The organism is Leclercia sp. UBA5076 (genome assembly GCF_002416465.1).
Lineage (GTDB): Bacteria > Pseudomonadota > Gammaproteobacteria > Enterobacterales > Enterobacteriaceae > Enterobacter.
The window spans coordinates 93,690-120,009 of the sequence record NZ_DIAO01000018.1 but is presented as its reverse complement, the minus strand read 5'-3'; the positions used below and the strand labels follow the sequence as shown (position 1 = coordinate 120,009).

Here is a 26,320-nt window from a genome sequence, read left to right as displayed (position 1 = left end):
CTCTAACCCTTATCTGAATCGATTCGTTCTTTCGAAGATGATCTCTAATGCTCCTCTCACCCGGGGGCATTAACGATAATAAAAGGAGGTAGCAAGTGACTATTGCTATTGTTATAGGCACACATGGTTGGGCTGCAGAGCAGTTACTTAAAACCGCAGAAATGCTTTTAGGCGAACAGGAAAACGTCGGTTGGATCGATTTCGTTCCCGGTGAAAATGCTGAGACGCTGATAGAAAAATATACCGCTCAACTGGCAAATCTGGATACCAGTAGCGGCGTGCTGTTCCTTGTTGATACCTGGGGCGGCAGTCCGTTTAACGCGGCAAGCCGCATTGTGGTTGATAAAGAGCAGCATGAGGTTGTTGCCGGGGTTAACATCCCCATGTTGGTCGAAACGCTGATGGCCCGCGATGACAACCCAAGCTTTGACGAGCTGGTTGCCCTGGCTGTCGAAACCGGTCGTGAAGGCGTGAAAGCGCTGAAAGCGAAACCTACAGAAAACGTCGCTCCGGCGGCGGCCCCTGCCCCGGCTGCTGCCCCGAAAGCCGCCGCCCCGCTTAAGCCGATGGGCCCGAACGATTACATGCAGATTGGCCTGGCGCGTATCGACGACCGTCTGATTCACGGCCAGGTGGCTACCCGCTGGACCAAAGAGACCAACGTCCAGCGCATCATTGTGGTCAGCGATGAAGTCGCCGCTGATACGGTTCGTAAAACTCTCCTTACCCAGGTGGCCCCGCCGGGCGTAACCGCGCACGTGGTGGATGTCGCCAAGATGATCCGCGTTTACAACAACCCGAAATATGCGGGTGAGCGTGTGATGCTGCTGTTTACCAACCCAACAGATGTCGAACGTATTGTTGAGGAAGGGGTAAAAATCACCTCCGTGAACATCGGTGGTATGGCTTACCGTCAGGGCAAAACGCAGGTGAACAATGCGGTGTCGGTGGACGAAAAAGATATCGAAGCGTTCAGGAAACTTAACGATCGCGGGATCGAGCTTGAAGTCCGTAAAGTCTCTACCGACCCGAAACTGAAAATGATGGATCTGATCAGCAAAGTGGCGAAATAAGCCGGCGCTGGTTGACAAATTTCACACTTAAGTCTGTTAAAGCTATAGGAGAAGTACAATGGAGATTACCACTCTTCAGATTGTGCTGGTGTTCATCGTCGCGTGTATAGCGGGTATGGAATCCGTACTAGATGAATTTCAGTTTCACCGTCCGCTGGTCGCCTGTACGTTAATCGGCGCCGTTCTCGGCGATATGAAAACCGGTATCATCATCGGTGGTACCCTGGAAATGATCGCCCTGGGCTGGATGAACATCGGTGCGGCCGTTGCGCCGGATGCGGCTCTCGCCTCCATCATCTCTACCGTGCTGGTCATCGCCGGCCATCAAAATATCGGTGCCGGTATCGCGCTGGCTATCCCACTGGCTGCAGCAGGCCAGGTTCTGACCATCATCGTGCGTACTATCACCGTTGCATTCCAGCATGCGGCAGATAAGGCGGCGGAGAATGGCAACCTGACGGCGCTGTCGTGGATCCATGTCTCGTCCCTGTTCCTGCAGGCCATGCGTATCGCTATCCCGGCGGTTATCGTGGCAATCTCCGTCGGTACCAGTGAAGTCCAGGGCATGCTGAACGCCATTCCTGAAGTGGTCACCAGCGGTCTGAACATTGCAGGCGGCATGATCGTGGTCGTCGGTTATGCGATGGTCATCAACATGATGCGCGCAGGCTACCTGATGCCGTTCTTCTATCTCGGCTTCGTTACCGCGGCATTCACCAACTTCAACCTGGTGGCACTGGGTGTGATTGGTGCGGTAATGGCTATCCTCTACATCCAGCTCAGCCCGAAATATAACCGCGTAGCCGGTAGTGCACAGGTTGCTGGTAATAACGATCTCGATAACGAACTGGACTAGCAGGTGAGCGAAATGGTTGATATGACTAAAACTACCCCTCAGAAAAAACTGACTTCGGGTGATATTCGTGGCGTGTTTATCCGTTCAAACCTGTTCCAGGGTTCATGGAACTTCGAACGTATGCAGGCGCTGGGCTTCTGCTTCTCTATGGTACCGGCAATCAAACGTCTGTATCCCGAGAACAACGAAGCGCGTCGTCAGGCGATTAAACGTCACCTGGAATTCTTCAACACCCATCCTTACGTTGCAGCGCCGGTTCTGGGCGTAACGCTGGCGATGGAAGAGCAGCGTGCTAACGGCGCAGAGATTGACGATGGTGCCATCAACGGTATCAAAGTGGGTCTGATGGGGCCGCTGGCGGGCGTAGGTGACCCGATCTTCTGGGGTACCGTGCGTCCGGTCTTCGCCGCGCTCGGTGCGGGTATCGCCATGAGCGGCAGCCTGCTGGGTCCTCTGCTCTTCTTTATCCTGTTTAACGTGGTACGTCTGGCAACCCGTTACTACGGCGTGGCCTATGGCTACCGTAAGGGCGTGGATATCGTCCAGGATATGGGCGGCGGCTTCCTGCAGAAACTGACTGAGGGGGCGTCAATCCTCGGCCTGTTTGTCATGGGGGCGCTGGTTAACAAGTGGACGCACGTTAACATCCCGCTGGTGGTGTCAACCATCACCGGTCAGGATGGCCAGACCCGTGTGACCACCGTGCAAACCATTCTTGACCAGCTGATGCCGGGCCTGGTGCCGCTGCTGCTGACCTTTGCCTGTATGTGGCTGCTGCGTAAAAAGGTCAATGCGCTGTGGATCATCGTCGGCTTCTTCGTTATCGGTATCGTCGGTTACGCTATCGGTCTGCTGGGTCTGTAATTTTTTTGTGAATACACCGGGGGCATGAACGTCCCCGTTTTTTTATCCGGAGGATGAATGACGGTCACGGACATCGTACTGGTTGTCTTTATTGTTGCCCTTCTGGCGTATGCCCTCTACGACGAATTGATCATGCCCCGCCGCAACGGCGCGACGTTGCTCTCAATCCCCCTTCTGCGCCGCGGTCGCGTTGATGCCATCATCTTTACCGGTCTGCTGCTGATCCTTATCTATAACAACGTGATGAGCCAGGGGGCATTACTGACCACATGGTTATTATCTGCCCTGGCATTAATGGGGTTTTACCTGTTCTGGATCCGGGCGCCGAAAATAATCTTCAAATCCACTGGATTCTTTTTCGCCAATGTCTGGATAGAATATAACCGCATTAAAGAGATGAATTTATCAGAAGACGGCGTGCTGGTGATGCAATTAGAGCAGCGACGTTTGCTTATCCGGGTAAGAAATATTGACGATCTGGAGAAGATATACAAATTATTGGTTAAGACTCAATAAGATACAAAAATAGCACTGGCTATATTTCGCTATGTTTTTCACAGTGTTATATAGCCAAAGCTATATTATTACGCGACATTTACGGGCTATTATTAACGTTATCTTCACATCAATTTCTAAATGAAAATCGTTATCAAAAACTAATCTGAATAATACTCCCCTGTAGTTGTTTTATATTCTCAAAATATGTTAAGGTTGCGCCCGTCGTTGGGGAGTAGCCGATTTCCGGTTTAACGGAAATGTACGTGTCAACATACTCGTTGCAAAACGTGGCACGTACGGATTTTTCTGCACAGCAGAAGGATCAGGCGAGACCATAGACGCATCGACTGCTGTTTACTGGGGGCAGTGATGTGTCATATGGATATCCCCGGTCTGGACGCGCTGATGAACCTCTCTGCAACACTTCTCCTGGCCTTTGGCATGTCGATGGATGCATTCGCCGCTTCCATGGGCAAAGGTGCCACGCTGCATAAACCTAAGTTCTCTGAAGCCCTGCGTACCGGTCTTATCTTTGGTGCTATCGAAACCCTGACCCCGCTGATTGGCTGGGGGCTGGGGATGCTCGCCAGCCAGTTCGTGCTGGAGTGGAACCACTGGATCGCCTTTATACTTCTGACCTTCCTCGGCGGACGTATGGTTATCGAAGGCATTCGGAATGATGTCGAGGACGATGAGCCGATTCAGCGTCACGGCTTCTGGCTGCTGGTGACAACCGCTATAGCTACCAGTCTGGATGCGATGGCGGTCGGCGTCGGCCTGGCTTTCCTGCAGGTCAACATCATTGCCACCGCGCTGGCGATTGGCTGCGCGACCTTTATTATGTCTACCCTGGGCATGATGATTGGCCGTTTTATTGGCCCGCTGTTAGGGAAACGCGCCGAGATCCTCGGCGGTATCGTCTTGATCGGCATTGGCGCACAAATTATGTGGAGCCACTTCGCCGGTTAACTGACTCGCTGCCAGCAGTGGATACTAAAATCGGTCTGGCAGCTGAAATGCGTCTGTTTTGCCAGCGCCTCCCACACCTCCGGCTTTGCCCGCCATGCAAACGGGGTCATCTGCAAAAGCGCTACCGCCTCTTTTCCAGTCACTGACATGTTATAGGCCAGCGACAGCGCCTCTTTCAGGGCAAAACCCTCCAGCTGCTCCGAATGCGGCGCATGCAGCAGAACTTCACTGTAAATCAGCTCTTTCAGCTCCATCAGGTGACGCGGTCCTGGCGTCACGGTGATCACCCAGCCGCCCTCTTTTACCACCCGCGCCAGCTCCTCGCCTTTGCAGGGGGCGTAGATGCGGACTACCGCATCCATACTGTTCTCTTCAAAAGGCAGACGATGGCTGGAGGCCACACAGAACGTCACCTCTGAATAGCGTTTAGCCGCCGCGCGGATGGCAGATTTTGAGACATCCAGACCAAAGGTGGTCGCGCCCTTTTCCTGCGCGGTTTGGGCAAAGGCCGATGTGTAATAGCCTTCGCCACAGCCAATATCAAGCAGCGAGGTCGCGCCATCCGGCAGCAAGGCCGCCAGCTTACCGGCTACCGCGTCACGCAGGGGCTGATAGTGTCCGGCATCGAGAAAGGCCCTGCGCGCCTGCATCATCTCTGCACTGTCGCCCGGATCGCGCGATCGCTTGTGCTGGACCGGCAGCAGATTGACATAGCCCTCTTTCGCCATATCGAACCGATGCCCCTGTGGGCAGGCGTAACTTTTATCCGTATGGGCGAGCGGCGCGTGGCAAAGAGGACAGCAGAATGTCATGGGAACTCCGGGCAATCATAAAGGGCGAAAGTGTACCGCTAATCGCCCTGCTATAAAACGGCCTTAACGCATTACGATGAGGTGGCTGGAATCGGCCGGGAGTCCATCCGGCTTGATGTTTTCGATGCGCAGCACGTCGCCCATAATCTGGCTGAAAACCGGTGCCGAAACCGCCCCGCCGTAATAGGCGCCGTTTTGCGGATCGTTAATCACCACCGCCAGGGCAAATACAGGGCGGCTGGCGGGCGCGACGCCGGCAGTATAGGCCACATATTTGTCGACATAATTACCGCCATCGTCGATTTTCTTCGCGGTGCCGGTTTTCACCGCCACCCGGTAGTCGCGCACCGCGGCTTTGATGCCGCCCCCACCCGGCAGCGCCACGCTTTCCATCATATGTTCCACCTCCTTCACAATCGACGCGGGCATCACCTGGGTACCGATAACCGGCGGATCGATGCGGGTGATAGAGAGTGGACGCTCCAGGCCATAGCTGCCGATGGTGGCGTAGACGTGGGCGAGCTGCAACGGCGTGACCATCAGGCCGTAGCCGAAGGCAAAGGTGGCGCGATCGAGCTGGCTCCAGAATTTACGCTCCGGCAGCAGGCCGCTGCTCTCCCCCGTCAATCCGAGACCGGTGGAACGACCAAAACCAAACCCGTGGTAGGTATCCAGCAGCCGCTGGATCGGCATCGCCAGCGACAGGCGCGACACACCCGTGTCGCTCGATTTTTGCAGAATGCCGGTCAGCGTCAGCTCCGGGTAGTAACCGACGTCGCGGATACGGTGTCCGGCCAGGGTATAAGGATGGGTGTCGATCACGCTGTCTGGCTGCACCAGCCCCTGCTGCAGGGCTGTCATTAGCACCAGCGGCTTAACGGTAGAGCCGGGTTCAAAGGTGTCGCTGATGGCACGATTACGAAAATCGTTCAGCGTGGCACCCTCGCGGTTATTGGGATTGAAATCCGGGTAGTTGGCCATCGCCAGGATCTCCCCAGTCTGGATGTTGATCAGCACCGCTGCCCCCGACTCCGCTTTATTCCAGGCGACAGCATTGTCCAGCGCATCTTCCGTAATCGTCTGCAGCCGTTCATCAATGCTTAACTGGATGTTGTGCGCCGGAACGGGCGGTACTTCGGTAATATTTTCGATCACGCGTCCGTAGCGATCCTCACGCACGCGGCGCAGACCGGGTTTGCCGGTGAGCTGGGCATTAAAACTTTTCTCGATCCCTTCGATGCCCTGACCGTCGATATTGGTAAAGCCGATCAGGTTAGCTGCCACGTGTCCGGCCGGGTAAAAACGGCGCGACTCATCACGCAGGCTGATACCAGGCAGCCGGAGTTTAGCGATCCACTGGGCCTGAGCCGGATCCACCTGGCGGGCCAGATAGATAAAACGGCCATATGGATTGCTGTTGATGCGCGCCGCAAGCGTGGGGAGCGACAGATGCAGCGCACTGGCTAATGCCTGCCAACGCGTGTCAAAACCCACTCCCCCTTTTGCCAGCACCGTTTTCGGATCCGCCCACACGGCCCGCACCGGCACACTCACGGCCAGCGGTCTCCCCTCCCTGTCCATAATCATCCCTCTGGGGGCATTGATGGCGACCTCGCGCAGGGAGCGCATATCCTCCTGCTTAACCAGCGGATCGGGTTTAACGATCTGCAACCAGGCGACACGACCAAGAAGAAAGAGAAGGCTGCCTAAAATCACCAGACAGAGGAGAGCAAAACGTAACGGGGTGAAGTTTGCTGCGGGATTGACGGGTTTCTTTTTCACCAGGGCTCCAGGGCTGAGTAACAACGCCCTGATTTAACGGCAAATTTGAGCCGCGAGGGTGAAAACAATGCTAATACTCTCGCAGCTTTGAAACAAACTGCTAACAGCGACGCATGTGGTAACACTTTGAAAAATATCCATTAAAAAGCCCCGCACAGGCGAGGCTTTATATCTCTGCAACTGAAACGTCGTGACGCTTCAGATCAGGCAGGGGTTCGATCAGATAGCGGTTACGTTAACAGCAGCCGGACCTTTCTGGCCGTCCTGAATTTCGAACTCAACGTTCTGGCCTTCAGCCAGAGTTTTGAAGCCGTTACCCTGGATTGCAGAGAAATGTACGAATACATCTTTGCTGCCGTCAGCAGGAGTAATGAAACCAAAACCTTTAGACTCGTTGAACCACTTAACTTGACCTTTGATCTTTGCCATTTGCAAAATTCCTTAGAATGTTTTCTTAGCCCGTGGGCATTAACTGAGATAAAACTGAGACATTACTGCATGAGGCACTAATATAAGGTTCGGCAGAGAAGCGGTATTCAACGACAACGTGTTTACTCAGGACTTCTTTACTGAAAATGCCACACATAAACAGAACTGTACCTCGTTTGACCCAAACCGTGTTATCACATACAACTTAAATAATGGCAAGCCATTTTTAAAGGTGTCTCGATCAGCCGCACAAATTCCGAGACTGACTTGCCACAATCTGCACAGTAATGCACGTTCAGTGTATACCAGACCAAAATGTTGCCTGCCCAGTCGCTGTCAGGATAAGCGCTGTTATCAAAGACTTTTTTACATTAGCTCAATAACTTCATATCGTCCAGCAAGCGCGCCAGAATTTCTGTGGTCGCTATTTCATTTAGAACTTTTCGTGAAAAGTTATGCTGAATTGATCGTAACGACAAGGGATTGTTTCAGGAAAAAAACATTGTATATCGGTTCGCTTGTTTAAGTTATATACACCTAAACCGGTAATCCGCTATGCACCAAAATAATGATATTTTTATGAACCTGCCTCAAAAAAAGGCAATCAAAACGTTTCGATTAAAATAAAATATGACAACCGTCGATTTAATAAAAAATATTCGCTAATTGAACAAGTATTCGTTTACAAGGATAAATATTGACCAATGCGCAGCGGATGAAAGTTATCGCTGCGCGGGGATAACTCTGCCAGTGCCTGCGCGAGCTCTCTGACAGGCTCATCCAGTGATTCATCCGCCAGTTCAAAGACACCCCAGTGGATCGGGATCGCCAGCGGCATGCCCAGCTGTTGCCAGAGCTTCACCGCCGCCTGCGGATCCATATGATGAATCGACATGAACCAACGTGGTGCATAGGCTCCGACAGGTATAGCGGCGGCATCCACTTTTCCCAGTCGCTCCGGAATGGTTAACAGTTCCGGAGTATAACCGGTATCGCCGCTAAACCAGAAGCGCTGCTGCCCGCTCTCAAAGACCCAGCCACACCATAACGAGCGATCGCGATCCCAGAGGCTACGCATGCTCCAGTGCTGTGCCGGCACGGCGGTAAACACCAGCCCTTCGAAAACATAGCTTTGCCACCAGTCCAGTTCAATAACCTGTTTCGCCCCGCGGCGGCGGCACCACGCCCCAAGACCTAAAGGCACAAAAAAGGTCAGCTGCGGAAAACGATGCACAAGCTGGCGCACCGTGGCCGAGTCCAGGTGATCGAAATGGTTATGGGAAATAACAACAGCATCAAGGACTGGAAGCGCCGCGACACTCATCACCGGAGGCGTTTTTCGTATCGGTCCGGCAAACAGCACCGGCGAGGCGCGCCGGGAAAAGACCGGATCGGTAAGGATATATTTTCCGTTCAGGCGTAGCAGCAGGCTGGCGTGGCCCAGCCACCAGACACCATCTTCTTCCAGGGTGTTGAGCGTAACGGGTTGCCACCACTGGCGGATAAAGGCGTCATAGCCTTCTGAAGGGGGTTTTGGCAACCCGGCGGCTTTTCGCGCCTTGCGCCAGCGTTCAACATCGCCGGGTTGACGAACAGGGGCATCCGGATTGCGGAAACCCTGCGGGGTATGGTGTGCAAGGGAGGGATTATACCAGGGATTACGCCAGGCCATACATACCTCCCCTGACCGATTAGCGTTCGGCCACCAGACGAATAAAGTCATCGTCCTGGCTCTTAGCCGTCTCTTCTGGCGCTTTTGGTACCTCTTTCTCTTCCGGCTCATTGGCTTCGCACAGGCGACGCAGCAGGACATTCTGTCGTTTCTGCAGGTCGACTAACTTCTCTAGCAGTTCGATCTGCTCGTTGGTACGGGAGCTCGCGCGATTGACAAAAAACCACAGCACCAGACCCGCAACCAGCAGTACGATCGAGATCGCCAGAGATGCCACGCTGAACATCCCGGAATTTACTAACTCACCCATTTCACTCCCCCATAAAAGCGCCTATTTTACCACTCGCGTTAAGGAAGGAAATCACTTGCGATAAAAATGACAACTACCAGGGGATAAACTTATTGATAGAACAAATACCGCTAAAGAACTGTACATCCTGGTCGCACATCACATTGATGGTCTGCGTCCAAAGTAAAACACAGGCCACTAACACTAAGACCAGAATAACCCAGCGTATTTTCTTCACTCCACTCTCCGTACCGTAACTGCCTGATGCCAGGTTATCATGCGCAACTTAAACCATGCCTAACTGTAACGCGAAGGCGATGCTTTCGGAATCATAGACTTGTTAAAGTAAGTGTATCGATTACGCTAAGCGGCAGTTATTCAAAAAATGAGGTAATGATGCGCTTTTTTATTCGCACATTGATTGTTATAGCACTGGTCTGGACGGGTATACTGCTCGCAGGCTACGGTGTCTTGATCGGCAGTAAAGAGAATGCGGGCGGGCTCGGGATCCAGTGCCAGTATCTCACCGCGCGCGGCGTCAGCACGGCGCAGTATATTCATTCAGACAGCGGTATTATCGGCCTCTCTCGCTGCCCGCTCCTGCGAAAGAGCGAGACAGTGATCGATAACGGCTGATCCCTTGCATAAAAAAACGCCGCCATAAGGCCGCGTTTTTTTATCGCGCTTTCAATCAGAACGGATAGTCGTTGTAACCCATCTGTTCAGAAATCTTACGCGCCGCTGTGTGCAGCATTTCAACATACTCGTGCAGATGCTCTTCAGAGAAACGCAGCGTCGGGAAGGAGATACTCAGGCCGGCAATGACCACACCGAAACGGTCAAATACCGGAACGCCGATGCAGCGCAAGCCTTCTTCCTGCTCCTGGTTATCTTCGCCATAACCTTGTTCACGGACTTTATCCAGCACCTGCAACAGCTCTTCGGTGGTGGTAATGGTGCGCTCAGTGCTGCGTTTGTACTCCACGTTCTCGAGGATCTGCTTCACTTCATCACGGTCGCGCCATGCCAGCAGAACTTTACCGATAGCGGTACTGTAGAGCGGGTTGCGGCGGCCAATGCGTGAGTACATACGCAGGTTATACATGGAATCAATTTTATGGATATAGACGATACTGTCTTCATCCAGCGCCCCCAGGTGCACCGTCTCTTTCGTCAGACGGGAGAGTTCGCGCATCTGAATATCCGCGCTGCGGATCAGATCGACGTTCTGCAGCGCACGAGCGCCCAGTTCAAATAACTTCAGGGTCAGGGAGTACTTTTCGGACTCGCCCTCCTGAGCAACATAACCCAGTGATTTCATGGTCTGTAAAAAGCGATAAACGGTGCTTTTTGACATCATTACACGCTGGGACAGCTCAGTAATACCGATTTCGCGCTCTTCACCAAGCGCCTGCAGGATGCCGAACACCTTTAACACGGATGAAACAGAATCTGGCTGTTTATCCAAATCCGCGATTGCCATTAATCACCTCAACGCAAGTGTTTTATAAAATTCAGAACCGGTTTTTATTATAAATTCGCTCCGGCGTTGCTGCAATCAATCCTGGCTTACCTGGTTACAAATCTGCGACACACAACAGAAATAACAGTGATAATATCCTTACCCTGTTAATAATAACCTCCAATGCTAATTAATTTTCATGACGACTCTCCCCAAAGACGGCCTGCCGCTGCCGCAACGTTATGGTGCCATTGCAACCATTATTATCGGTATTTCAATGGCTGTACTGGATGGCGCTATCGCCAATGTCGCCCTGCCAACCATTGCCAGCGACCTGAATGCCTCCCCGGCCAGCTCAATCTGGATTGTTAACGCCTACCAGATAGCCATTGTTATCTCGCTGCTCTCGTTCTCGTTCCTCGGGGATATGTTTGGCTACCGCCGGGTTTATCAGTGCGGGCTGGCGGTATTTACGCTGACCTCCCTTTTCTGCGCCCTTTCAGATACGCTGCACATGCTGACGCTGGCGCGTATCATGCAGGGGTTCGGCGGTGCGGCGCTGATGAGTGTGAATACCGCGTTGATCCGTCTTATCTATCCTCAGCGACATCTGGGCCGGGGGATGGGGATCAACTCCTTTATTGTTGCCGTGTCGTCTGCGGCGGGCCCAACTATCGCCGCAGCGATCCTCTCGGTCGCGTCCTGGCAGTGGCTATTTTTAATTAACGTTCCACTTGGGATCGTGGCGTTGCTGTTCGCCCTGCGTTTTTTACCGGCCAATGGCGCGAAAAGCAGCATGCCAAAATTCGATCTTCCGAGCGCGGTGATGAACGCCCTCACCTTTGGCCTGCTGATCACCGCCCTGAGCGGCTTCGCTCAGGGACAGTCGCTGATGCTGATTGCGGGCGAGGTCGTGGCGCTGCTGGTGGTAGGCTTCTTCTTCGTGCGTCGCCAGCTGGCACTGCCGGTGCCGTTACTGCCGGTAGATCTGCTGCGTATTCCGCTCTTCTCCCTCTCTATCTGCACCTCTATCTGCTCCTTCTGCGCACAGATGCTGGCGATGGTTTCTCTGCCCTTCTTCCTGCAAAGCGTGATTGGCCGCTCGGAAGTGGAAACGGGCCTGCTGTTAACGCCCTGGCCTCTGGCGACCATGGTAATGGCTCCGCTGGCGGGCCATCTGATTGAGCGGGTACATGCGGGGTTACTGGGCGCGCTGGGACTGGTGGTGATGGCGACAGGTCTTTTCGCTCTCGCCCTGCTGCCTGCGGCACCTCACGATCTGGATATTATCTGGCGGATGGTGCTGTGCGGGGCGGGCTTTGGCCTGTTTCAGTCACCGAATAACCATACCATTGTTACGGCAGCGCCTCGCCACCGCAGCGGCGGCGCCAGTGGGATGCTGGGCACTGCCCGCCTGCTGGGACAGAGTACCGGCGCGGCACTGGTGGCGTTGATGTTCAACCTGGCCGGACAAAGCGGCACGCATCTGGCGCTGTTGACCGCCGGCACGCTGGCCACCGTCGCGGCCATCATCAGCGGGTTGCGGGTGACCCAGCCTCATTCACAGCCATAAAAAAAGCGCGTCTTTGGACGCGCTTTTTTATTAGCAAACCGAGGCCGTTATTTCAGGTATTCACCGTTACGCAGCGCTGCGATACGCTTATCCAGCGGCGGGTGAGACATAAACAGCTCGCTCAGGGATTTTGATTTACCGTTGATGCAGAATGCCATCATGCTTGAGGCTTCCTGCGGTTCATAGCTGGTTTTCAGACGCTGCAGCGCAGCAATCATCTTCTCGCGTCCCACCAGTTTGGCTGAACCCGCATCCGCATGGAATTCACGGTGACGGGAGAACCACATGGTGATGATGCTTGCCAGAATACCAAATACCAGCTCCAGCACCATAGAGACCGCGAAGTAGATCAGTGGGTTACCGTTACTTGATTCGCCTTCCTCACGATCGCCCCCCATAAAGCCTGCGGCAATCTGGGCAATAATACGCGAGATAAAGATAACGAAGGTGTTCACGACACCCTGAATCAGGGTCATGGTCACCATATCGCCGTTCGCAATGTGGCTGATCTCGTGGGCGATAACCGCTTCGGCTTCATCACGGCTCATGTTCTGCAACAGGCCGGTACTCACCGCAACCAGAGAGGCGTCGCGACGCGCGCCGGTGGCGAAGGCGTTGATATCCGGCGCGTGATAGATCGCCACCTGCGGCATGGCGATACCCGCCTGACGGGACTGGTTAGCAACGGTGGTCATCAACCACTGTTCCATATCGTTACGCGGTTGCTCAATAACCTCGCCGCCAACGGACTTAAGTGCCATCCACTTGGACATCAGCAGTGAGATAAAGGAGCCACCAAAACCAAACAGCAGCGCCATAATTAACAAACCCTGAACGCTGCTCGACTGAATTCCTGTCAGGCTGAGCACCAGCCCGAATACCACCATGACCGCCAGGTTGGTGAGCAGGAAGAGCGCGATTCGCATCATAATATTCTTTTAACCTCAGTTTAACAAAACGCACTATGCGATTACCCACATCGTATGGGTATTCCGTATATTTTCAAGGATTGCAGCGGCGTAAGTCACCAGAAAGACACAACTTTACACAATAAAAGGAATGCCTGACGGCAGGATGCGGTTAACAAAAAAACAGGCACAATTTCTTGTGCCTGTCAGGGGAGATTATTTAGCCGGAGCGGGATTCCCGGCTGGCTTATCTTTTTCCAGTTTCGCCAGATCGATAGCGATTTTTACCGTCTCATCAAGATAGGGATCCGGCTCCTGATAATCCTTCGGCAGGTCATCCAGTTTTTTGAGGGCTGGCTTTCCTTCGCGTTTGAAGCGGTCGTTGATCCGCGCCAGACGCGTTGCATCATCCTCTTCGTTCTCTTTCAGACGCTGCGCGTAGTTCAGAGAGACGATATTGCGTTTCGCCTTCAGGGCGTTAAAGCGGGCAATATCTTTGATGATGTACTGGAACTCAGGATCTTTGGCAATGCGATCGTCGTGCTGCTTCAGCAGCGCCGGACCAAACGGAGTCATGTCGCCCGACTTCACGAAGGTGGCAGCGTTTACGCTATCCCACGGCAACGCGTTATCTTCAAACTTCTCACCTGTTTCGGTCTCTTCGTTGCCCGTCGGCATGATGATATCCGGAGTCACGCCTTTACGCTGGGTACTGCCGCCATTCACGCGGTAGAACTTCTGAATGGTGTACTGCACCGAGCCCAGCGCTGGCCATTCCGGACGCAGCATCTGATCGTAAATGCGGTTCAGGGAGCGATACTGCTGTACCGTACCCTTACCGAAGGTCGGTTCGCCAACAATCAGCGCGCGGCCATAATCCTGCATGGCGGCAGCAAAGATCTCTGAGGCCGAAGCACTGAAGCGATCGACCATCACCACCAGCGGCCCTTTGTAGTAGACAACGCCATCGGTATCCGCGTCTTCACGCACTTTACCGTTATTGTCGCGAACCTGTACCACCGGGCCGGACGGGATAAACAGGCCCGAAAGCGAAACCGCCTCGGTCAGGGCGCCACCGCCGTTGCTACGCAGATCGATAATTACGCTCTTAACGTTCTGTTTTTCCAGTTTCTGTAGTTGGACTTTGACGTCGTCCGTCAGGCCCACATAGAAACCAGGAATATCCAGCACGCCAACCTTGTCTTTACCCACGGTTTTCACCGACATTTTCACCGCGCGATCTTCCAGACGGATGCGCTCGCGGGTCAGGGTAACGATACGGGTCTTGGTGCCTTTACCCGCTGGCAGAATTTCCAGACGGACTTTACTGCCTTTCGGCCCTTTGATCAGGGCAACCACATCATCCAGACGCCAGCCGATGACATCGACCATGCTCTGACCAACCTGACCGACACCCACAATGCGATCGCCTACGCTTATCGCCTTGCTTTTGGCAGCCGGACCGCCGGCAACCATGGAGTTAATCACGGTGTAATCGTCGTCCATCTGCAGCACCGCGCCGATCCCTTCAAGGGAGAGGCTCATCTCGGTGTTGAACTGCTCGGTGTTGCGCGGAGAGAGATAGTTAGTATGCGGATCGATTTCGTGCGCGAAGGCGGTCATCGCCAGCGAGAAAACATCTTCACTGTTGGTCTGCGCCAGGCGACGAATAGCAAATTTGTAGCGGCGGGTCAGCGTTTCGCGGATCTCTTTCTCATCCTTACCGGTGAGTTTGAGGCTCAGCTCGTCATACTTAACTTTGCTGTCCCACAGCTGATTCAGCTCGGCTTCATCTTTTGGCCACGGCGACTTGCTGCGGTCAAGATTAAAGGTGTCGTTACCCGTGAAGTCCATTGGACGTTCAAGCACCTTAAGCGCGTATTGATAGCGCTCAAAACGGCGTTTCTGCGACAGATTATACAGGTCGTAGAACAGGTCCAGCTTGCCGCTGCGTAACTCATCGCCGACCTGGGTCTGCTTTTTGGCAAATTGTTCGACATCGCTCGCCAGCAGGACGTTATGGCTGTAGTCCAGCAGGTTCAGATAGCGGTCGAAAATTTTTGTCGAAAAAGCCTGGTCGAGATCGAACTGACGATAGTGCGAACGGGTGAAGCGCGACGTGACGCGCTCACTCACCGTCGCGTGCTGGGTCTCTTCCTTCAGAACCGGAATCTGATCGACACGCGTAATCTCGTCCACAGCGAAAGCGTGGCCTGTTATCGCAAACAGGCCAGCCAGCGCGGTGAGCTTAAAAAATGTGTTCATGCCGGGCTTGGCCTCCGTTTTAGAACAACAAGTGTTCTGCGCGTACAATCATTGACAGACCAGAAGTCAGCTGTACACGAACGCCATCTTTGGTGATTTCCTGTACGGTGGCATCCATAGCATTGTTACCCGCTTTTACCTTCAGAGACTGACCGACGCTCAGGGCGTTAATGTCAGAAACCGGAGTGTGGCGCGGCTCTTCACGAGGCGCACGCGGGGCTTTTGCCGGTTGCTCAGCACGAGGCTTACGCTCGGTATTCTCTTTGCGACGCGGTGCAGGACGTGGCTTGCGCTCACGGCGAGGCGCTTCTTCCTGGCCATTGGCCGCAGCCGCTTCGCGTTTTTTCGCCTGCTGTTCAGCACGCTGAGCCTGAACGCGCGCTTTGGCTTCTTCAAGCTGCTTACGCGCATGCTCTACGTGCTGCTCGTCCAGCACGCCGCACGGGTTGCCGTCGAGGTCAACACGCGTTGCGCCCGCTTTAATACCGTAAAGGTAACGCCAGCTCGAAGTATAAAGACGTAAGGCGGAGCGGAGTTGGGTTTTGCTGAGGTTCATCTCACCTTCAACACGCTCTACCAGATCCTGAAAAATACCAATTTTCAGGGGACGAGCTTCGCCCTCGGCACTAAAACATTGAGGAAAACGTTCGGCCAAAAACGCGATAACTTCTTTACTGCTATTCAACTTAGGTTGATTTTCCATGAAATTTCCTGATTACAACGGACGTTGCCGACAAGCCGCAGGCATGAACAGGCGTCATTATAATGACGCCATCCGTAAATGCTACGTTATCCGTTGATTATCCTGCGACGCTCGCAAAGAATTTATGATAATCGGTCGCGGCGAGAACCTGTTCCAGATTCCCTACCACCTCGCGCAGCCCCTGTTCGTCCTCGGGGGTAAAGCGATTGAAGACCGTGCTGTCGATGTCCAGAACACCAATAATCTGATTCTCCACAGTCAGTGGCAGCACGATTTCAGCGTTGCTGGCGCTGTCGCAGGCGATATGCCCGTCGAACGCATGAACGTCATCCACGCGCTGCACCTGGTTTTGTGCTACCGCCGTACCGCAAACCCCGCGCCCAACCGGGATACGGACGCAGGCCAGTTTGCCCTGAAACGGCCCCAGCACCAGCGTGTCGCCTTCCAGCAGATAAAAACCGGCCCAGTTCACATCGGACAGACGTTCAAAGAGTAACGCGCTGGTGTTCGCCAGGGTGGCCAGGAAACTGGTTTCACCTGCCATCAATGCCTGGAAATCGCGGTTTAAGTCCGCGTAGAATTCTGTTTTGTTCATTATTCAATCACTTGGTTGTCTTACAAAATTACAGCATAGCCTATTAAAATACGCATTATTTGCGTTCATGCTCAAGATGAATCAATTCATGAGTTAAGATAACTATTAACTATCCCTTTTTAGCGCGACCGATGGCTCTTAAATCACCGAAAATAATGCCGACGAAAAAGATCACTGTGCACACGGTCGGCGATGCGCTGCCTCGTGCACATTATCAGCGTTGCCCGCAATGCGATACGCTTTTTACGTTGCCAAAGATGAAATCATACCAAAGTGCTTTCTGCCCGCGCTGCAACGCAAAAATCCGCGATGGCCGCGACTGGTCGCTGACCCGGCTGGCGGCGATGGCCGTGACCATGATGCTGCTGATGCCCTTCGCCTGGAGCGAGCCCCTGCTTCAGCTGCACCTGCTGGGCGTGCGCATCGACGCGAATCTGTTGCAGGGGATCTGGCAGATGACCCGCCAGGGCGATCCCCTGACGGCCTCCATGGTGCTCTTCTGTACCGTCGGCGCGCCGGTGGTGCTGGTGGCGGCGATAGCCTATCTGTGGTTCGGCAATATTCTGGGTATGAACCTTCGCCCGGTGCTCCTGATGCTTGAGAAGCTCAAAGAGTGGGTGATGCTGGATATCTACCTGGTAGGGATCGTCGTGGCCTCAATCAAAGTGCAGGACTACGCTTATCTGCAGCCGGGCTCTGGCCTGTTCGCCTTTATCGCGCTGGTGATATTGAGCGTCCTGACCCTGATTCACCTCAACGTGGAGCAGCTCTGGGAGCGCTTCTACCCGCAGCGCCCCGCCACCCGCTACGATCCGGCACTGCGGGTCTGTCTGGGCTGCCACTATACCGGCCTGCCCGACGCGCGGGGCCGCTGTCCGCGCTGCCATATTCCCCTGCGCCTGCGGCGGCATAACAGCCTGCAGAAATGCTGGGCGGCGCTCATCGCCTCGCTGATATTTCTGATCCCGGCTAACCTGCTGCCGATTTCGGTGATTTATGTCAACGGCGCGCGGCAGGAGGATACCATTATGTCGGGCATCGTCTCGCTGGCCCACAGCAACATCGCCGTGGCTGCGATCGTCTTTATCGCCAGTATTCTGGTGCCCTTTACCAAAGTGGTGGTGATGTTTACTCTGCTCGTGAGCATTCATTTCAAATGTGAGCAGGGGCTGAGAACCCGCATACTGTTGTTGCGTTTCGTGACCTGGATTGGCCGCTGGTCAATGCTGGATCTGTTTGTTATTTCGTTGATGATGTCGCTGATCAATCGCGATCAGCTCCTTGCTTTTACTATGGGACCCGCAGCGTTCTATTTCGGCTCTGCGGTGATTTTGACTATTCTTGCAGTGGAATGGCTGGATAGCCGCTTACTTTGGGATGCACATGAGTCAGGAAACGCCAGCTTCGCCGACTGAAGCGCGAGTTAAAACAAAACGTCGTATTTCGCCATTCTGGTTATTGCCGGTTATCGCTCTGATGATCGCCGGCTGGTTAATCTGGACCAGCTACGAAGATCGCGGCAATACCATCACCATTGACTTCCAGAGCGCCGACGGCATCGTTGCAGGCCGAACGCCCGTCCGTTTTCAGGGGGTTGAGGTGGGCACCGTCCAGGATGTTTCCCTGGACAAGAACCTGAATAAAATTGAGGTTCGCGCCAGCATCAAATCCGATATGAAAGATGCCCTGCGCGATGAGACCCAGTTCTGGCTGGTTACGCCCAAAGCCTCGCTGGCGGGCGTCTCCGGGCTGGATGCGCTGGTCGGGGGTAACTATATCGGCATGATGCCGGGCAAAGGTGAGCCAAAGGATCACTTTACCGCCCTCGACACGCAGCCGAAATACCGGCTTAACAATGGCGATCTGATGATCCATCTGCATGCAGCGGATCTGGGCTCCTTAAACAGCGGCTCGGTGGTCTATTTCCGTAAGATCCCCGTTGGCCGCGTATATGACTACGCCATCACCCCTAACAAGCAGGGGGTGGTTATCGATGTGCTGATTGAGCGACGCTTTACCTCGCTGGTGAAAAAAGGCAGCCGGTTCTGGAACGTCTCCGGCGTGGATGCCGACCTGAGCCTGAGCGGGGCCAAAGTGAAGCTTGAGAGCCTGGCGGCGCTGGTGAACGGCGCAATCGCCTTCGATTCACCGGAAGGTTCTGAGCCCGCTACCCAGGAAGATGATTTCGGCCTGTATAAAGATCTGGCTCACAGCCAGCGCGGCGTGATTGTGAAGCTCACCCTCCCCTCGGCGGATGGCCTGAAGGAGGATTCCACCCCGCTGATGTACCAGGGGTTACAGGTCGGGCAGCTCACCAAAATGACGCTTAACCCTGGCGGGCTGGTAACCGGTGAGATGACCGTTGACCCCAGCGTGGTCGATCTGCTGCGTAAAAACACCCGCATAGAATTACGTACGCCGAAACTGACGCTCAGCAACCCCAGCGTCAGCAGCCTGCTGACCGGCAGTACGTTTGAGCTCATTCCCGGCGGCGGCGAACCGGTTAACCAGTTTGTCATCGCCCCGGCCGATAAGGCGCTGCTGCAAAAACCCGGCGTACTGACCGTGACCCTCAACGCACCGGAAAGCTACGGCATCGACGCCGGCCAGCCACTGATTCTGCACGGGGTGCAGATTGGCCAGGTGCTTGAGCGCAACTTAACCAGCAAAGGCGTCACCTTTGCGGTGGCGATTGATCCGCAGTACCGCGAGCTGGTGCATGGCGACAGTAAATTCGTGGTCAACAGCCGGGTGGACGTGAAAGTCGGACTCGACGGCGTCGAGTTCCTGGCGGCCAGCGCCAGCGAGTGGATCAGCGGCGGGATCCGTATCCTGCCGGGTGAGAAAGGCGCCATGCGCGACAGCTATCCGCTGTATGCCAATCTCGATAAAGCCCTGGAAAACAGCCTGAGCGATCTGCCGACCACCACCCTGACGCTGGTGGCCGACACCCTGCCGGATGTGCAGGCGGGCTCGGTGGTGCTGTATCGTAAATTTGAAGTGGGTGAAGTGATCCTGGTGCGCCCGCGCGCCAATGCCTTTGATATCGAACTGCATATCAAACCGGAATACCGCAAGCTGTTGACCAGCAACAGCGTGTTCTGGGCTGAGGGCGGGGCCAAAGTGCAGCTTAACGGCAGCGGCCTGACGGTGCAGGCCTCTCCGCTCTCCCGCGCCCTGCGCGGGGCCATCAGCTTCGACAACCTGAGCGGGGCCAGCGCCAGTCAGCGTAAAGGCGACAAGCGGATCCTCTATCCTTCTGAGACCGCAGCGCGTGCAGTCGGCAGTCAGATCACCCTGCATGCCTTTGACGCGGGCAAGCTCTCCGAAGGGATGCCGATACGCTATCTGGGGATCGATATCGGGCAGGTCCAGAGCCTGAAGCTGATCACCGCCCGCAATGAAGTGCAGGCCACGGCGGTGCTCTACCCGGAATATGTCGACAACTTCGCCCGCACCGGGACGCGCTTCTCGGTCATCACCCCGCAGATCTCCGCGGCGGGCGTTGAGCATCTCGATACCATTCTGCAGCCCTATATCAACGTGGAGCCCGGACAGGGTAAATCGCGCCGCGACTTCGAGCTGCAGGAGGCGACCATCACCGATTCACGCTATCTCGATGGCCTGAGCATTGTGGTGGAGGTCCCGGATGCAGCATCCCTTGATATCGGTACACCGGTGCTGTTCCGCGGTATGGAAGTGGGTACGGTCACCGGCCTGTCGCTGGGGACGCTCTCGGATCGGGTGATGGTAGCCCTGCGTATCAGCGATCGCTATCAGCACCTGGTGCGTAACAACTCCGTCTTCTGGCTGGCCTCCGGCTACTCGCTCGACTTCGGCCTGACCGGCGGGGTGGTGAAAACCGGGACCTTTAATCAGTTTATCCGCGGCGGTATCGCCTTTGCGACGCCGCCTGGCACCCCGCTCGCACCGAAATCTCAGCCTGGCAAGCACTTCCTGCTGCAGGAGAGCGAACCGAAAGAGTGGCGCACCTGGGGAACGGCCCTGCCACGATAACCCCTACGCTCCGGTGTCAACCCACCGGAGCGTTTGTGGTACACTGCGCGCCTCTTTGACTCCCTGTGGTGCGCTCGTGTCTCAACGTTCCGTCTATTTGCCAGAAGAATTTCTGGCACAAATGCGCCAGGCTCTGCCTGACCCTCTCTCTCTTGATGCGTTTATCGCTGCCTGCCAGCGCCCGCTGCGCCGCAGCCTGCGCGTCAATACCCTGAAAATCAGCGTGGCGGATTTTCTCACGCTTGTCGCCCCCTACGGCTGGCAGCTCACCCCTGTACCGTGGTGCGAAGAGGGATTCTGGATCGAGCGTGACGACGAAGAGGCGTTGCCGCTGGGCAGTACCGCAGAACATCTGAGCGGGCTCTTCTATATTCAGGAAGCCAGCTCCATGCTGCCGGTTGCTGCGCTGTTTGCCGATGGCAATATGCCCGCCCGGGTGATGGACGTGGCGGCCGCCCCCGGCTCCAAAACCACCCAGATCGCCGCGCGGATGAACAACCAGGGCGCGATCCTCGCCAACGAGTTCTCCGCCAGCCGCGTTAAGGTGCTGCACGCGAATATCAGCCGCTGCGGGATCAGCAACGTGGCGCTCACCCATTTCGATGGCCGCGTGTTTGGCGCCGCCCTGCCGGAAGCTTTCGATGCGATCCTGCTGGACGCCCCCTGCTCCGGCGAAGGGGTGGTGCGAAAAGATCCCGATGCGCTGAAAAACTGGTCCGTTGCCAGCAACCTTGAGATCGCCGCCACCCAGCGCGAGCTTATCGACAGCGCCTTCCACGCCCTGCGTCCGGGCGGCACGCTGGTCTACTCCACCTGCACCCTGAACCGCGATGAAAACGAAGCCGTTTGTCTGTGGCTTAAGGAGCAGTATCCGGATGCCGTTGAATTCCTGCCGCTCAACGACCTGTTCGCCAGCGCCGGGGACTGCGTTACGCCTGAAGGCTTCCTGCACGTCTTTCCGCATATTTACGATTGCGAAGGCTTTTTCGTGGCGCGCCTGCGTAAAAAGGCCGCCGTTGCACCGCTGCCCGCTCCCAAATATAAGGTCGGAAACTTCCCGTTCACGCCCCTTAAAACCCGCGAAGCCCAACAGATTACTGCCGCCGCTAACCAGGCGGGCCTGTTCTGGGACGACAGTCTGCGTCTGTGGCAGCGAGATAAAGAGGTGTGGTTATTCCCGACAGAGATTGAGCCGCTGATCGGCAAAGTGCGCTTCTCCCGTCTTGGCCTGCGCCTGGCGGAGACGCACAACAAAGGCTATCGCTGGCAGCATGAAGCGGTGATCGCGCTGGCAGGCCAGCACAACACCTTTGCCTTAACCCAGGCGGAAGCGGAAGAGTGGTATCGCGGACGCGATGTCTGGCCACAAACAACCCCGTCCGGGGATGATGCGGTAGTGACCTGGCAAGGCTTCCCAATAGGCATGGCGAAAAAAGTGGGCTCGCGGCTTAAAAACAGCTATCCGCGCGAGCTGGTTCGCGATGGCCGCTTGTTTACCGGTAACGGTGAAACGCGCTAAAAAAAGCACTTTTTTACTGGCGCTTTTGCTCTTCATTGTCCAGGCTGAAAAGTGGGCGACTATACTGGTCGTACCAGAACACAGCGTGATCATGGAGAGCATTATGACGAAAACCAATGTGCGCATTGGCGCATTCGAAATCGATGATGCCGAGTTAAGCGGCGATACGCAGGGCGAACGAACGTTAACCATCCCCTGCAAGTCCGATCCCGACCTTTGCATGCAGCTCGATGCATGGGATGCAGACACCAGCGTCCCGGCAATCCTCGATGGCGAACACTCAGTCCTTTACCGTGAGCATTACGATCAAAGTTCCGATGCCTGGATCATGCGCCTTGCCTGATTCAAAGAGAACCCGCCCGCAGGCGGGTTATTTATTCTCATAATCTCCTCTTCCCTGAATCATCCCCTACAATATCAATATGGTAGTAAATGCTGAGGGGCATGATGTACGCACTGGTGTTATTTATCTGTTATCTGGACGCAGGCTGTGAAGATCTGGTGGTGGATGTGTATCGCACCGAACCGCAGTGTGAGGCCTCGATGGACGATCAGCGTATTCGTCACGGCGGCTGTTATCCGGTTGAAGACTTCATCGACGGCTTCTGGCGTCCTGCGCAGGAGTATTCCGACCTGTAATCACTGTAGCTGCGCCAGGGTCAACGCGCCGCCAAATACCGCCCCGGTGTCGATATAGTGCAGGTTCTGGCAGTCATAACGTGTTTTGAGCGGTGTGTGCCCGAACCAGAAGTGATCCGCCCCAGCGATCCCCGCCTCGTTGCCGCTCATCAGTTCCCGCAAGCGTGCCCTGTCCCAGAGGACGCTTTGCTTGTTGACCGGCTTGTCCCGCACGTAGTGGGAGGACGGGTAATTGGCATGAGCAATAACATTCACGCCGTTGGCGCAGGCAATTTCGATAATCCACGGCAGGGTCTCACTGCGCCTGAGCAACGCCAGCGCCTGCGCCTGCTGTTCACCCTTTAATTGTGCTAACCAATTGCCGCCATTCATCATCCACAGGCCAAAATCATTATTCTGCAGCGCGTCCAGCGCCATCTGCTCATGGTTGCCCCGCACGGCATAAAACCACGCTTCATTTAATAACTGCAGGCATTTCACGCTATCCGGTCCGCGATCGATTAAATCGCCAACGCAAATAAGTAAATCCTCATACGGGTTAAAATGCCGCTGCCGCAGATCTGCCATAAGCATTTGATAACAACCGTGAAGATCGCTTACCACCCAGACGTGTCGCCAGTTGTGACCATCAAGATTGAGATACATAGCGCCCCCTCATGATCAGTATAGCCCCTGGAATGCTGACAATAAGATGAGCGGTAACTGGGGTTAGGAATAACCTCAATCGACATTAAACAAAGCGGAAATAAAGGTTTAGCAACGCTTAAATGATTATCCGATGGCCTTTAAGATAATTGCAGAAATATAAAGAGGTCTTCATCGTGTCTAATACCATCCTGCCTGCTGAGCTGTCTTTAACGCACCGTTCTTCTGTTATTTTCGCCCTGGCGAAGGGCGAGTTTATGCCCGGCCCGCTGTGGCATAAACGCGATTACAGGCTGAAATTTTTCCTGCGCTCCCTGCTATTCTGGTCCTCAACCACCCGCATGCTGGAGACGCTCTCCCGTCGCGATGATTTTCCGCTGTTGTTAAAAGCACAAACTACGCTACCGGTAAAAACCCAGCGTCAGTATCTCACTCGCGGATTTCGTGCCGGTGAGCGGGCTAACGCCATCCTGCACCATTACGCCTGGCTTGATGCGCTGCCGGACGCCAGCCTGGCGCGGAGCTTTAGCAGCCCGACTCCACTTTCGCTGCTGCAGTTCGCCACTAAAGACGATGCGCACTATACGATTTACGCCAGCAGCGCGGTGAAGGCCGAACGCGAGGGCGAAACCACGCTCTGGCTACGGGCCGGGGATAACACCCTGCTGGCGAGCCTGACCTTCAGCGTTGTTGAGGAGAAGGGCCAAAGTGCGCTGGTGATTGGCGGCCTGCAGGGGCCGCGTAAGGACGTAGGGCGGGAGACGATCAAAAATGCCACCCGCGCCTGTTATGGCCTGTTTCCAAAAAGGATCCTGCTGGAAGCGATCTTCAATCTGGCGAAGCAGTCAGGTATCAGCGCCATTTATGGTGTGAGCGATGAAGGCCATGTTTTTCGCGCCCTGCGCTATCGTCTGAGTAAAGGTCGTCATCTGCATGCCAGCTATGACGAATTCTGGCAATCGCTGGGCGCTAAGTCGTGCGGTGCATTTCGCTGGGCCCTGCCAGCAGGTATGGAGCGCAAAGCGATCGACAGCATTGCCAGTAAAAAACGCGCGGAATACCGCCGCCGTTTTCAACTGCTTGATGAGATTGAATGCGGCATCAGCGCACGTTTTTGCCGCTAATCTCTGCTTTCATCGGTAACAGCTAAAAATTTAACAAAACCGCTAAAAAGCACTGGACTTCCGCCGGGCGTAGTGTGGTATGGTTTAACGAAGAACAGAGAATGTTGCCCATCTGTTAAAGTCCGCAACGGGAAAAGGCGTTTACTTTCAACAGATAAAAAGAGACCGAATACGATTCCTGTATTCGGTCCAGGGAAATGGCTCTTGGGAGAGAGCCGTGCGCTAAAAGTTGGCATTAATGCAGGCTAAGTCGCCTTGCACTTTAAGAATAGATGACGACGCCAGGTTTTCCAGTCCGCAGCAAAAGTGGCCTGAAAAAAAGCGTTAGTCTCTCCTTAAACATAAAAACCGCAATGCTTCCGAAGAGAAGCCTGCGGTTTTTTTATTGGAAGCGGGAAGCTAGCAGAGCGTCTTCGCGCGCTCGATAAATGGCGCCAGGCTCATCTTTTGCCCCGGGTTTGCCGGATCGTCAATCTGAATAACCGAGATGGGCTGGCCGTTGCTTTTACCGCTGTCGACCTGCTGCTGCGCCACGTCGTTCAGGGGATACTGCACCAGGGTGCTGGGGTTAATGGCATAGAGCGCGTGTCCCGGACGGCAGGTCAGCATCACCTCTTCACGGTTGAACGCCCATTTGTCTTTACCCACTTCGAACCGGCTGACGGTGATCACCTGCGGAGCTGCCAGTGCCGCGCCGGAGCAGGCCAGCAATAAGAAAGAAAGTACTGTTTTTTTCATTGTATTCCACCTCGTCAGAAGGGTTCCCAGGTCGCGAACAGGCTGACTGCCGCCAGCACCAGCGCCCCCAGCACAACCTCACTCTGCGTCATCCTGATAAAATAGCGTTGCTCGCGTCCGTCGCCAGAACGAAACCGCGGCACCAGAACATACCGATTCACCAGGGCAATTACCACCATCATTACCACCAGCGCACATTTCACCAACAGCATTTTCCCCCAGGCCGAGTGCCACGGCAGCACCCACCCCTGGATCAGTACAATATTTGCCATTCCGGTGAGGATCACCCCCGCCACCGCCAGATGCCCGTAGCGCGAGAAGCGCATCATGGTGTGAACGGCGGCTCGCCGCCAGCGTCCACGGGACAGGCGCAGGCAAAACAGCAGCGGCGGCAGGCCCCCCAGCCAGCCTGCGGCACATAAAAGATGCAGGCCATGGTTGCTGCGCTGCATCAGGCCCGTTATCCCATCATGCAACGCCGCATGCCCGGTTCCTGCCAGCAGGAAAAACTGCGCAGCGGTAAAGAACAGCATCAGCAGCATGGTTTTTCCCGGCTGCATCCAGGCGACCCAGAGTGTAATCAGGGCCAGGATCATCTGCCATAACCAGATCCGTCCAAAATGGGTCGTGAGTACCGCCTGCCAGATAGATGGGCTGACCACATCTGGCCAGCCGTTACCCATCATCCCGCCCTGTAGCGCCAGCATCATCAGCGCCGCGAGCAGGCTGATAAACGCGATCTTTTTTTGCTGGCCGCGAAAGCGACGCACCATCAGCCGCCGCAGCGCAACGGGCGCCAGCCATGCACCGTACAGGGCATTGCCAAACAGCACCATCAGGGCAGCAAAATGCGCGAAGCGCAGCGTAACGTAGCAGAACGCCAGCATC

General features: G+C 55.0%; 27 protein-coding genes, 1 pseudogene and 1 riboswitch. Of the genes and pseudogenes, 13 read left to right on the top strand and 15 right to left on the bottom strand.

All coding sequences use genetic code 11. The annotated features are described in order from the left end of the window. Nucleotides 1-95: 95 nt before the first annotated feature. From manX to mntP, 5 genes are all read left to right on the top strand, one after another. Nucleotides 96-1,073, top strand: a complete 978-nt coding sequence (gene manX, locus B3X29_RS17855) for a PTS mannose transporter subunit IIAB (protein ID WP_114314650.1) — start codon at nucleotides 96-98, stop codon at nucleotides 1,071-1,073. 58 nt (nucleotides 1,074-1,131) lie between these two features. Then, the gene (locus tag B3X29_RS17850; protein ID WP_103180025.1) at nucleotides 1,132-1,929 is read left to right on the top strand and encodes a PTS mannose/fructose/sorbose transporter subunit IIC; all 798 of its coding nucleotides are present in this window, start codon (nucleotides 1,132-1,134) and stop codon (nucleotides 1,927-1,929) included. A gap of 12 nt (nucleotides 1,930-1,941) precedes the next feature. Next, the gene (locus B3X29_RS17845) at nucleotides 1,942-2,793 is read left to right on the top strand and encodes a PTS mannose transporter subunit IID (protein ID WP_168192027.1); all 852 of its coding nucleotides are present in this window, start codon (nucleotides 1,942-1,944) and stop codon (nucleotides 2,791-2,793) included. A 57-nt stretch (nucleotides 2,794-2,850) separates the two neighbouring features. Continuing rightward, the gene (locus tag B3X29_RS17840; RefSeq protein ID WP_103180027.1) at nucleotides 2,851-3,309 is read left to right on the top strand and encodes a DUF986 family protein; all 459 of its coding nucleotides are present in this window, start codon (nucleotides 2,851-2,853) and stop codon (nucleotides 3,307-3,309) included. A 197-nt stretch (nucleotides 3,310-3,506) separates the two neighbouring features. Beyond that, nucleotides 3,507-3,615: riboswitch (yybP-ykoY riboswitch) on the top strand. An 81-nt stretch (nucleotides 3,616-3,696) separates the two neighbouring features. Next, nucleotides 3,697-4,260 (top strand): manganese efflux pump MntP, encoded by a 564-nt coding sequence (gene mntP / locus B3X29_RS17835; RefSeq protein WP_139156373.1) that lies wholly within the window; start codon nucleotides 3,697-3,699, stop codon nucleotides 4,258-4,260. Here the strand turns inward: mntP and rlmA are convergent. The 7 genes and pseudogenes from rlmA to mgrB form a co-directional block, all read right to left on the bottom strand. Continuing rightward, nucleotides 4,257-5,072, bottom strand: coding sequence for a 23S rRNA (guanine(745)-N(1))-methyltransferase (gene rlmA, locus B3X29_RS17830; protein WP_159339507.1), 816 nt, complete (start codon nucleotides 5,070-5,072; stop codon nucleotides 4,257-4,259). The two genes, mntP and rlmA, sit on opposite strands and share 4 nt — an antisense overlap. A 63-nt stretch (nucleotides 5,073-5,135) precedes the next feature. Then, nucleotides 5,136-6,854 carry a peptidoglycan glycosyltransferase FtsI gene (gene ftsI, locus B3X29_RS17825; protein WP_159339508.1) on the bottom strand — a complete coding sequence of 573 codons (1,719 nt, stop codon included), beginning with the start codon at nucleotides 6,852-6,854 and terminating at the stop codon, nucleotides 5,136-5,138. Nucleotides 6,855-7,073: 219 nt separating this feature from the next. Next, nucleotides 7,074-7,283: a transcription antiterminator/RNA stability regulator CspE gene (gene cspE, locus B3X29_RS17820; RefSeq protein WP_001062678.1), complete on the bottom strand. Its 210-nt coding sequence runs from the start codon at nucleotides 7,281-7,283 to the stop codon at nucleotides 7,074-7,076. Nucleotides 7,284-7,295: 12 nt separating this feature from the next. Continuing rightward, a pseudogene (locus B3X29_RS17815) lies at nucleotides 7,296-7,440 on the bottom strand (DUF2627 domain-containing protein). A gap of 525 nt (nucleotides 7,441-7,965) precedes the next feature. Beyond that, nucleotides 7,966-8,955: an MBL fold metallo-hydrolase gene (locus B3X29_RS17810; protein WP_159339510.1), complete on the bottom strand. Its 990-nt coding sequence runs from the start codon at nucleotides 8,953-8,955 to the stop codon at nucleotides 7,966-7,968. 19 nt (nucleotides 8,956-8,974) lie between these two features. After that, nucleotides 8,975-9,265 (bottom strand): YebO family protein, encoded by a 291-nt coding sequence (locus B3X29_RS17805; protein WP_156654706.1) that lies wholly within the window; start codon nucleotides 9,263-9,265, stop codon nucleotides 8,975-8,977. A gap of 73 nt (nucleotides 9,266-9,338) precedes the next feature. Next, nucleotides 9,339-9,482, bottom strand: a complete 144-nt coding sequence (gene mgrB, locus B3X29_RS17800) for a PhoP/PhoQ regulator MgrB (protein WP_103180034.1) — start codon at nucleotides 9,480-9,482, stop codon at nucleotides 9,339-9,341. 158 nt (nucleotides 9,483-9,640) lie between these two features. On the opposite strand from mgrB, the gene B3X29_RS17795 reads away from it, so the two are divergent. Then, a complete protein-coding gene (locus B3X29_RS17795; RefSeq protein WP_103180035.1) occupies nucleotides 9,641-9,880 on the top strand; it encodes a YobH family protein in 240 nt (79 codons plus the stop codon). Between the two features lie 55 nt (nucleotides 9,881-9,935). Here B3X29_RS17795 and kdgR read toward each other — a convergent pair whose 3' ends face one another. Then, nucleotides 9,936-10,727 (bottom strand): DNA-binding transcriptional regulator KdgR, encoded by a 792-nt coding sequence (gene kdgR, locus B3X29_RS17790; RefSeq protein WP_039030796.1) that lies wholly within the window; start codon nucleotides 10,725-10,727, stop codon nucleotides 9,936-9,938. Between the two features lie 178 nt (nucleotides 10,728-10,905). Here kdgR and B3X29_RS17785 point away from each other — a divergent pair, with 178 nt between their 5' ends. Then, nucleotides 10,906-12,279, top strand: a complete 1,374-nt coding sequence (locus B3X29_RS17785; RefSeq protein ID WP_103180036.1) for an MFS transporter — start codon at nucleotides 10,906-10,908, stop codon at nucleotides 12,277-12,279. A gap of 47 nt (nucleotides 12,280-12,326) precedes the next feature. Here the strand turns inward: B3X29_RS17785 and htpX are convergent, their stop codons facing one another. From htpX to B3X29_RS17765, 4 genes are all read right to left on the bottom strand, one after another. Continuing rightward, nucleotides 12,327-13,208: a protease HtpX gene (gene htpX, locus B3X29_RS17780; RefSeq protein WP_103180037.1), complete on the bottom strand. Its 882-nt coding sequence runs from the start codon at nucleotides 13,206-13,208 to the stop codon at nucleotides 12,327-12,329. A 195-nt stretch (nucleotides 13,209-13,403) separates the two neighbouring features. Then, the gene (gene prc / locus B3X29_RS17775; protein WP_103180038.1) at nucleotides 13,404-15,452 is read right to left on the bottom strand and encodes a carboxy terminal-processing peptidase; all 2,049 of its coding nucleotides are present in this window, start codon (nucleotides 15,450-15,452) and stop codon (nucleotides 13,404-13,406) included. A 19-nt stretch (nucleotides 15,453-15,471) separates the two neighbouring features. Further along, on the bottom strand, nucleotides 15,472-16,155 hold the full coding sequence (gene proQ / locus B3X29_RS17770) for an RNA chaperone ProQ (RefSeq protein WP_103180039.1): 684 nt from the start codon (nucleotides 16,153-16,155) through the stop codon (nucleotides 15,472-15,474). Nucleotides 16,156-16,252: 97 nt separating this feature from the next. After that, nucleotides 16,253-16,750 carry a GAF domain-containing protein gene (locus B3X29_RS17765; protein WP_103180040.1) on the bottom strand — a complete coding sequence of 166 codons (498 nt, stop codon included), beginning with the start codon at nucleotides 16,748-16,750 and terminating at the stop codon, nucleotides 16,253-16,255. Nucleotides 16,751-16,881: 131 nt separating this feature from the next. On the opposite strand from B3X29_RS17765, the gene yebS reads away from it, so the two are divergent. From yebS to B3X29_RS17740, 5 genes are all read left to right on the top strand, one after another. After that, nucleotides 16,882-18,165 carry a membrane integrity lipid transport subunit YebS gene (gene yebS, locus B3X29_RS17760; protein WP_103180041.1) on the top strand — a complete coding sequence of 428 codons (1,284 nt, stop codon included), beginning with the start codon at nucleotides 16,882-16,884 and terminating at the stop codon, nucleotides 18,163-18,165. Beyond that, complete coding sequence (locus tag B3X29_RS17755) at nucleotides 18,134-20,767, top strand: PqiB family protein (RefSeq protein WP_156654707.1); 2,634 nt, start codon at nucleotides 18,134-18,136, stop codon at nucleotides 20,765-20,767. The genes yebS and B3X29_RS17755 overlap by 32 nt, the downstream gene beginning before the upstream one ends. A 76-nt stretch (nucleotides 20,768-20,843) precedes the next feature. Next, nucleotides 20,844-22,286, top strand: a complete 1,443-nt coding sequence (gene rsmF, locus B3X29_RS17750; RefSeq protein ID WP_103180043.1) for a 16S rRNA (cytosine(1407)-C(5))-methyltransferase RsmF — start codon at nucleotides 20,844-20,846, stop codon at nucleotides 22,284-22,286. Nucleotides 22,287-22,389: 103 nt separating this feature from the next. Then, nucleotides 22,390-22,629, top strand: coding sequence for a YebV family protein (locus B3X29_RS17745; protein ID WP_103181101.1), 240 nt, complete (start codon nucleotides 22,390-22,392; stop codon nucleotides 22,627-22,629). A gap of 104 nt (nucleotides 22,630-22,733) precedes the next feature. Beyond that, nucleotides 22,734-22,925 (top strand): YebW family protein, encoded by a 192-nt coding sequence (locus tag B3X29_RS17740; protein ID WP_039030805.1) that lies wholly within the window; start codon nucleotides 22,734-22,736, stop codon nucleotides 22,923-22,925. Here the strand turns inward: B3X29_RS17740 and pphA are convergent, their stop codons facing one another. After that, on the bottom strand, nucleotides 22,926-23,570 hold the full coding sequence (gene pphA / locus B3X29_RS17735; protein WP_159339511.1) for a protein-serine/threonine phosphatase: 645 nt from the start codon (nucleotides 23,568-23,570) through the stop codon (nucleotides 22,926-22,928). A 176-nt stretch (nucleotides 23,571-23,746) separates the two neighbouring features. Here pphA and B3X29_RS17730 point away from each other — a divergent pair, with 176 nt between their 5' ends. Further along, nucleotides 23,747-24,694 (top strand): VirK/YbjX family protein, encoded by a 948-nt coding sequence (locus B3X29_RS17730; RefSeq protein WP_236560459.1) that lies wholly within the window; start codon nucleotides 23,747-23,749, stop codon nucleotides 24,692-24,694. 399 nt (nucleotides 24,695-25,093) lie between these two features. Here B3X29_RS17730 and B3X29_RS17725 read toward each other — a convergent pair whose 3' ends face one another. Beyond that, complete coding sequence (locus B3X29_RS17725) at nucleotides 25,094-25,432, bottom strand: YebY family protein (protein WP_103180045.1); 339 nt, start codon at nucleotides 25,430-25,432, stop codon at nucleotides 25,094-25,096. A gap of 14 nt (nucleotides 25,433-25,446) precedes the next feature. Then, the gene (copD, locus tag B3X29_RS17720; protein WP_159339512.1) at nucleotides 25,447-26,319 is read right to left on the bottom strand and encodes a copper homeostasis membrane protein CopD; all 873 of its coding nucleotides are present in this window, start codon (nucleotides 26,317-26,319) and stop codon (nucleotides 25,447-25,449) included. Nucleotide 26,320 lies beyond the last annotated feature (1 nt).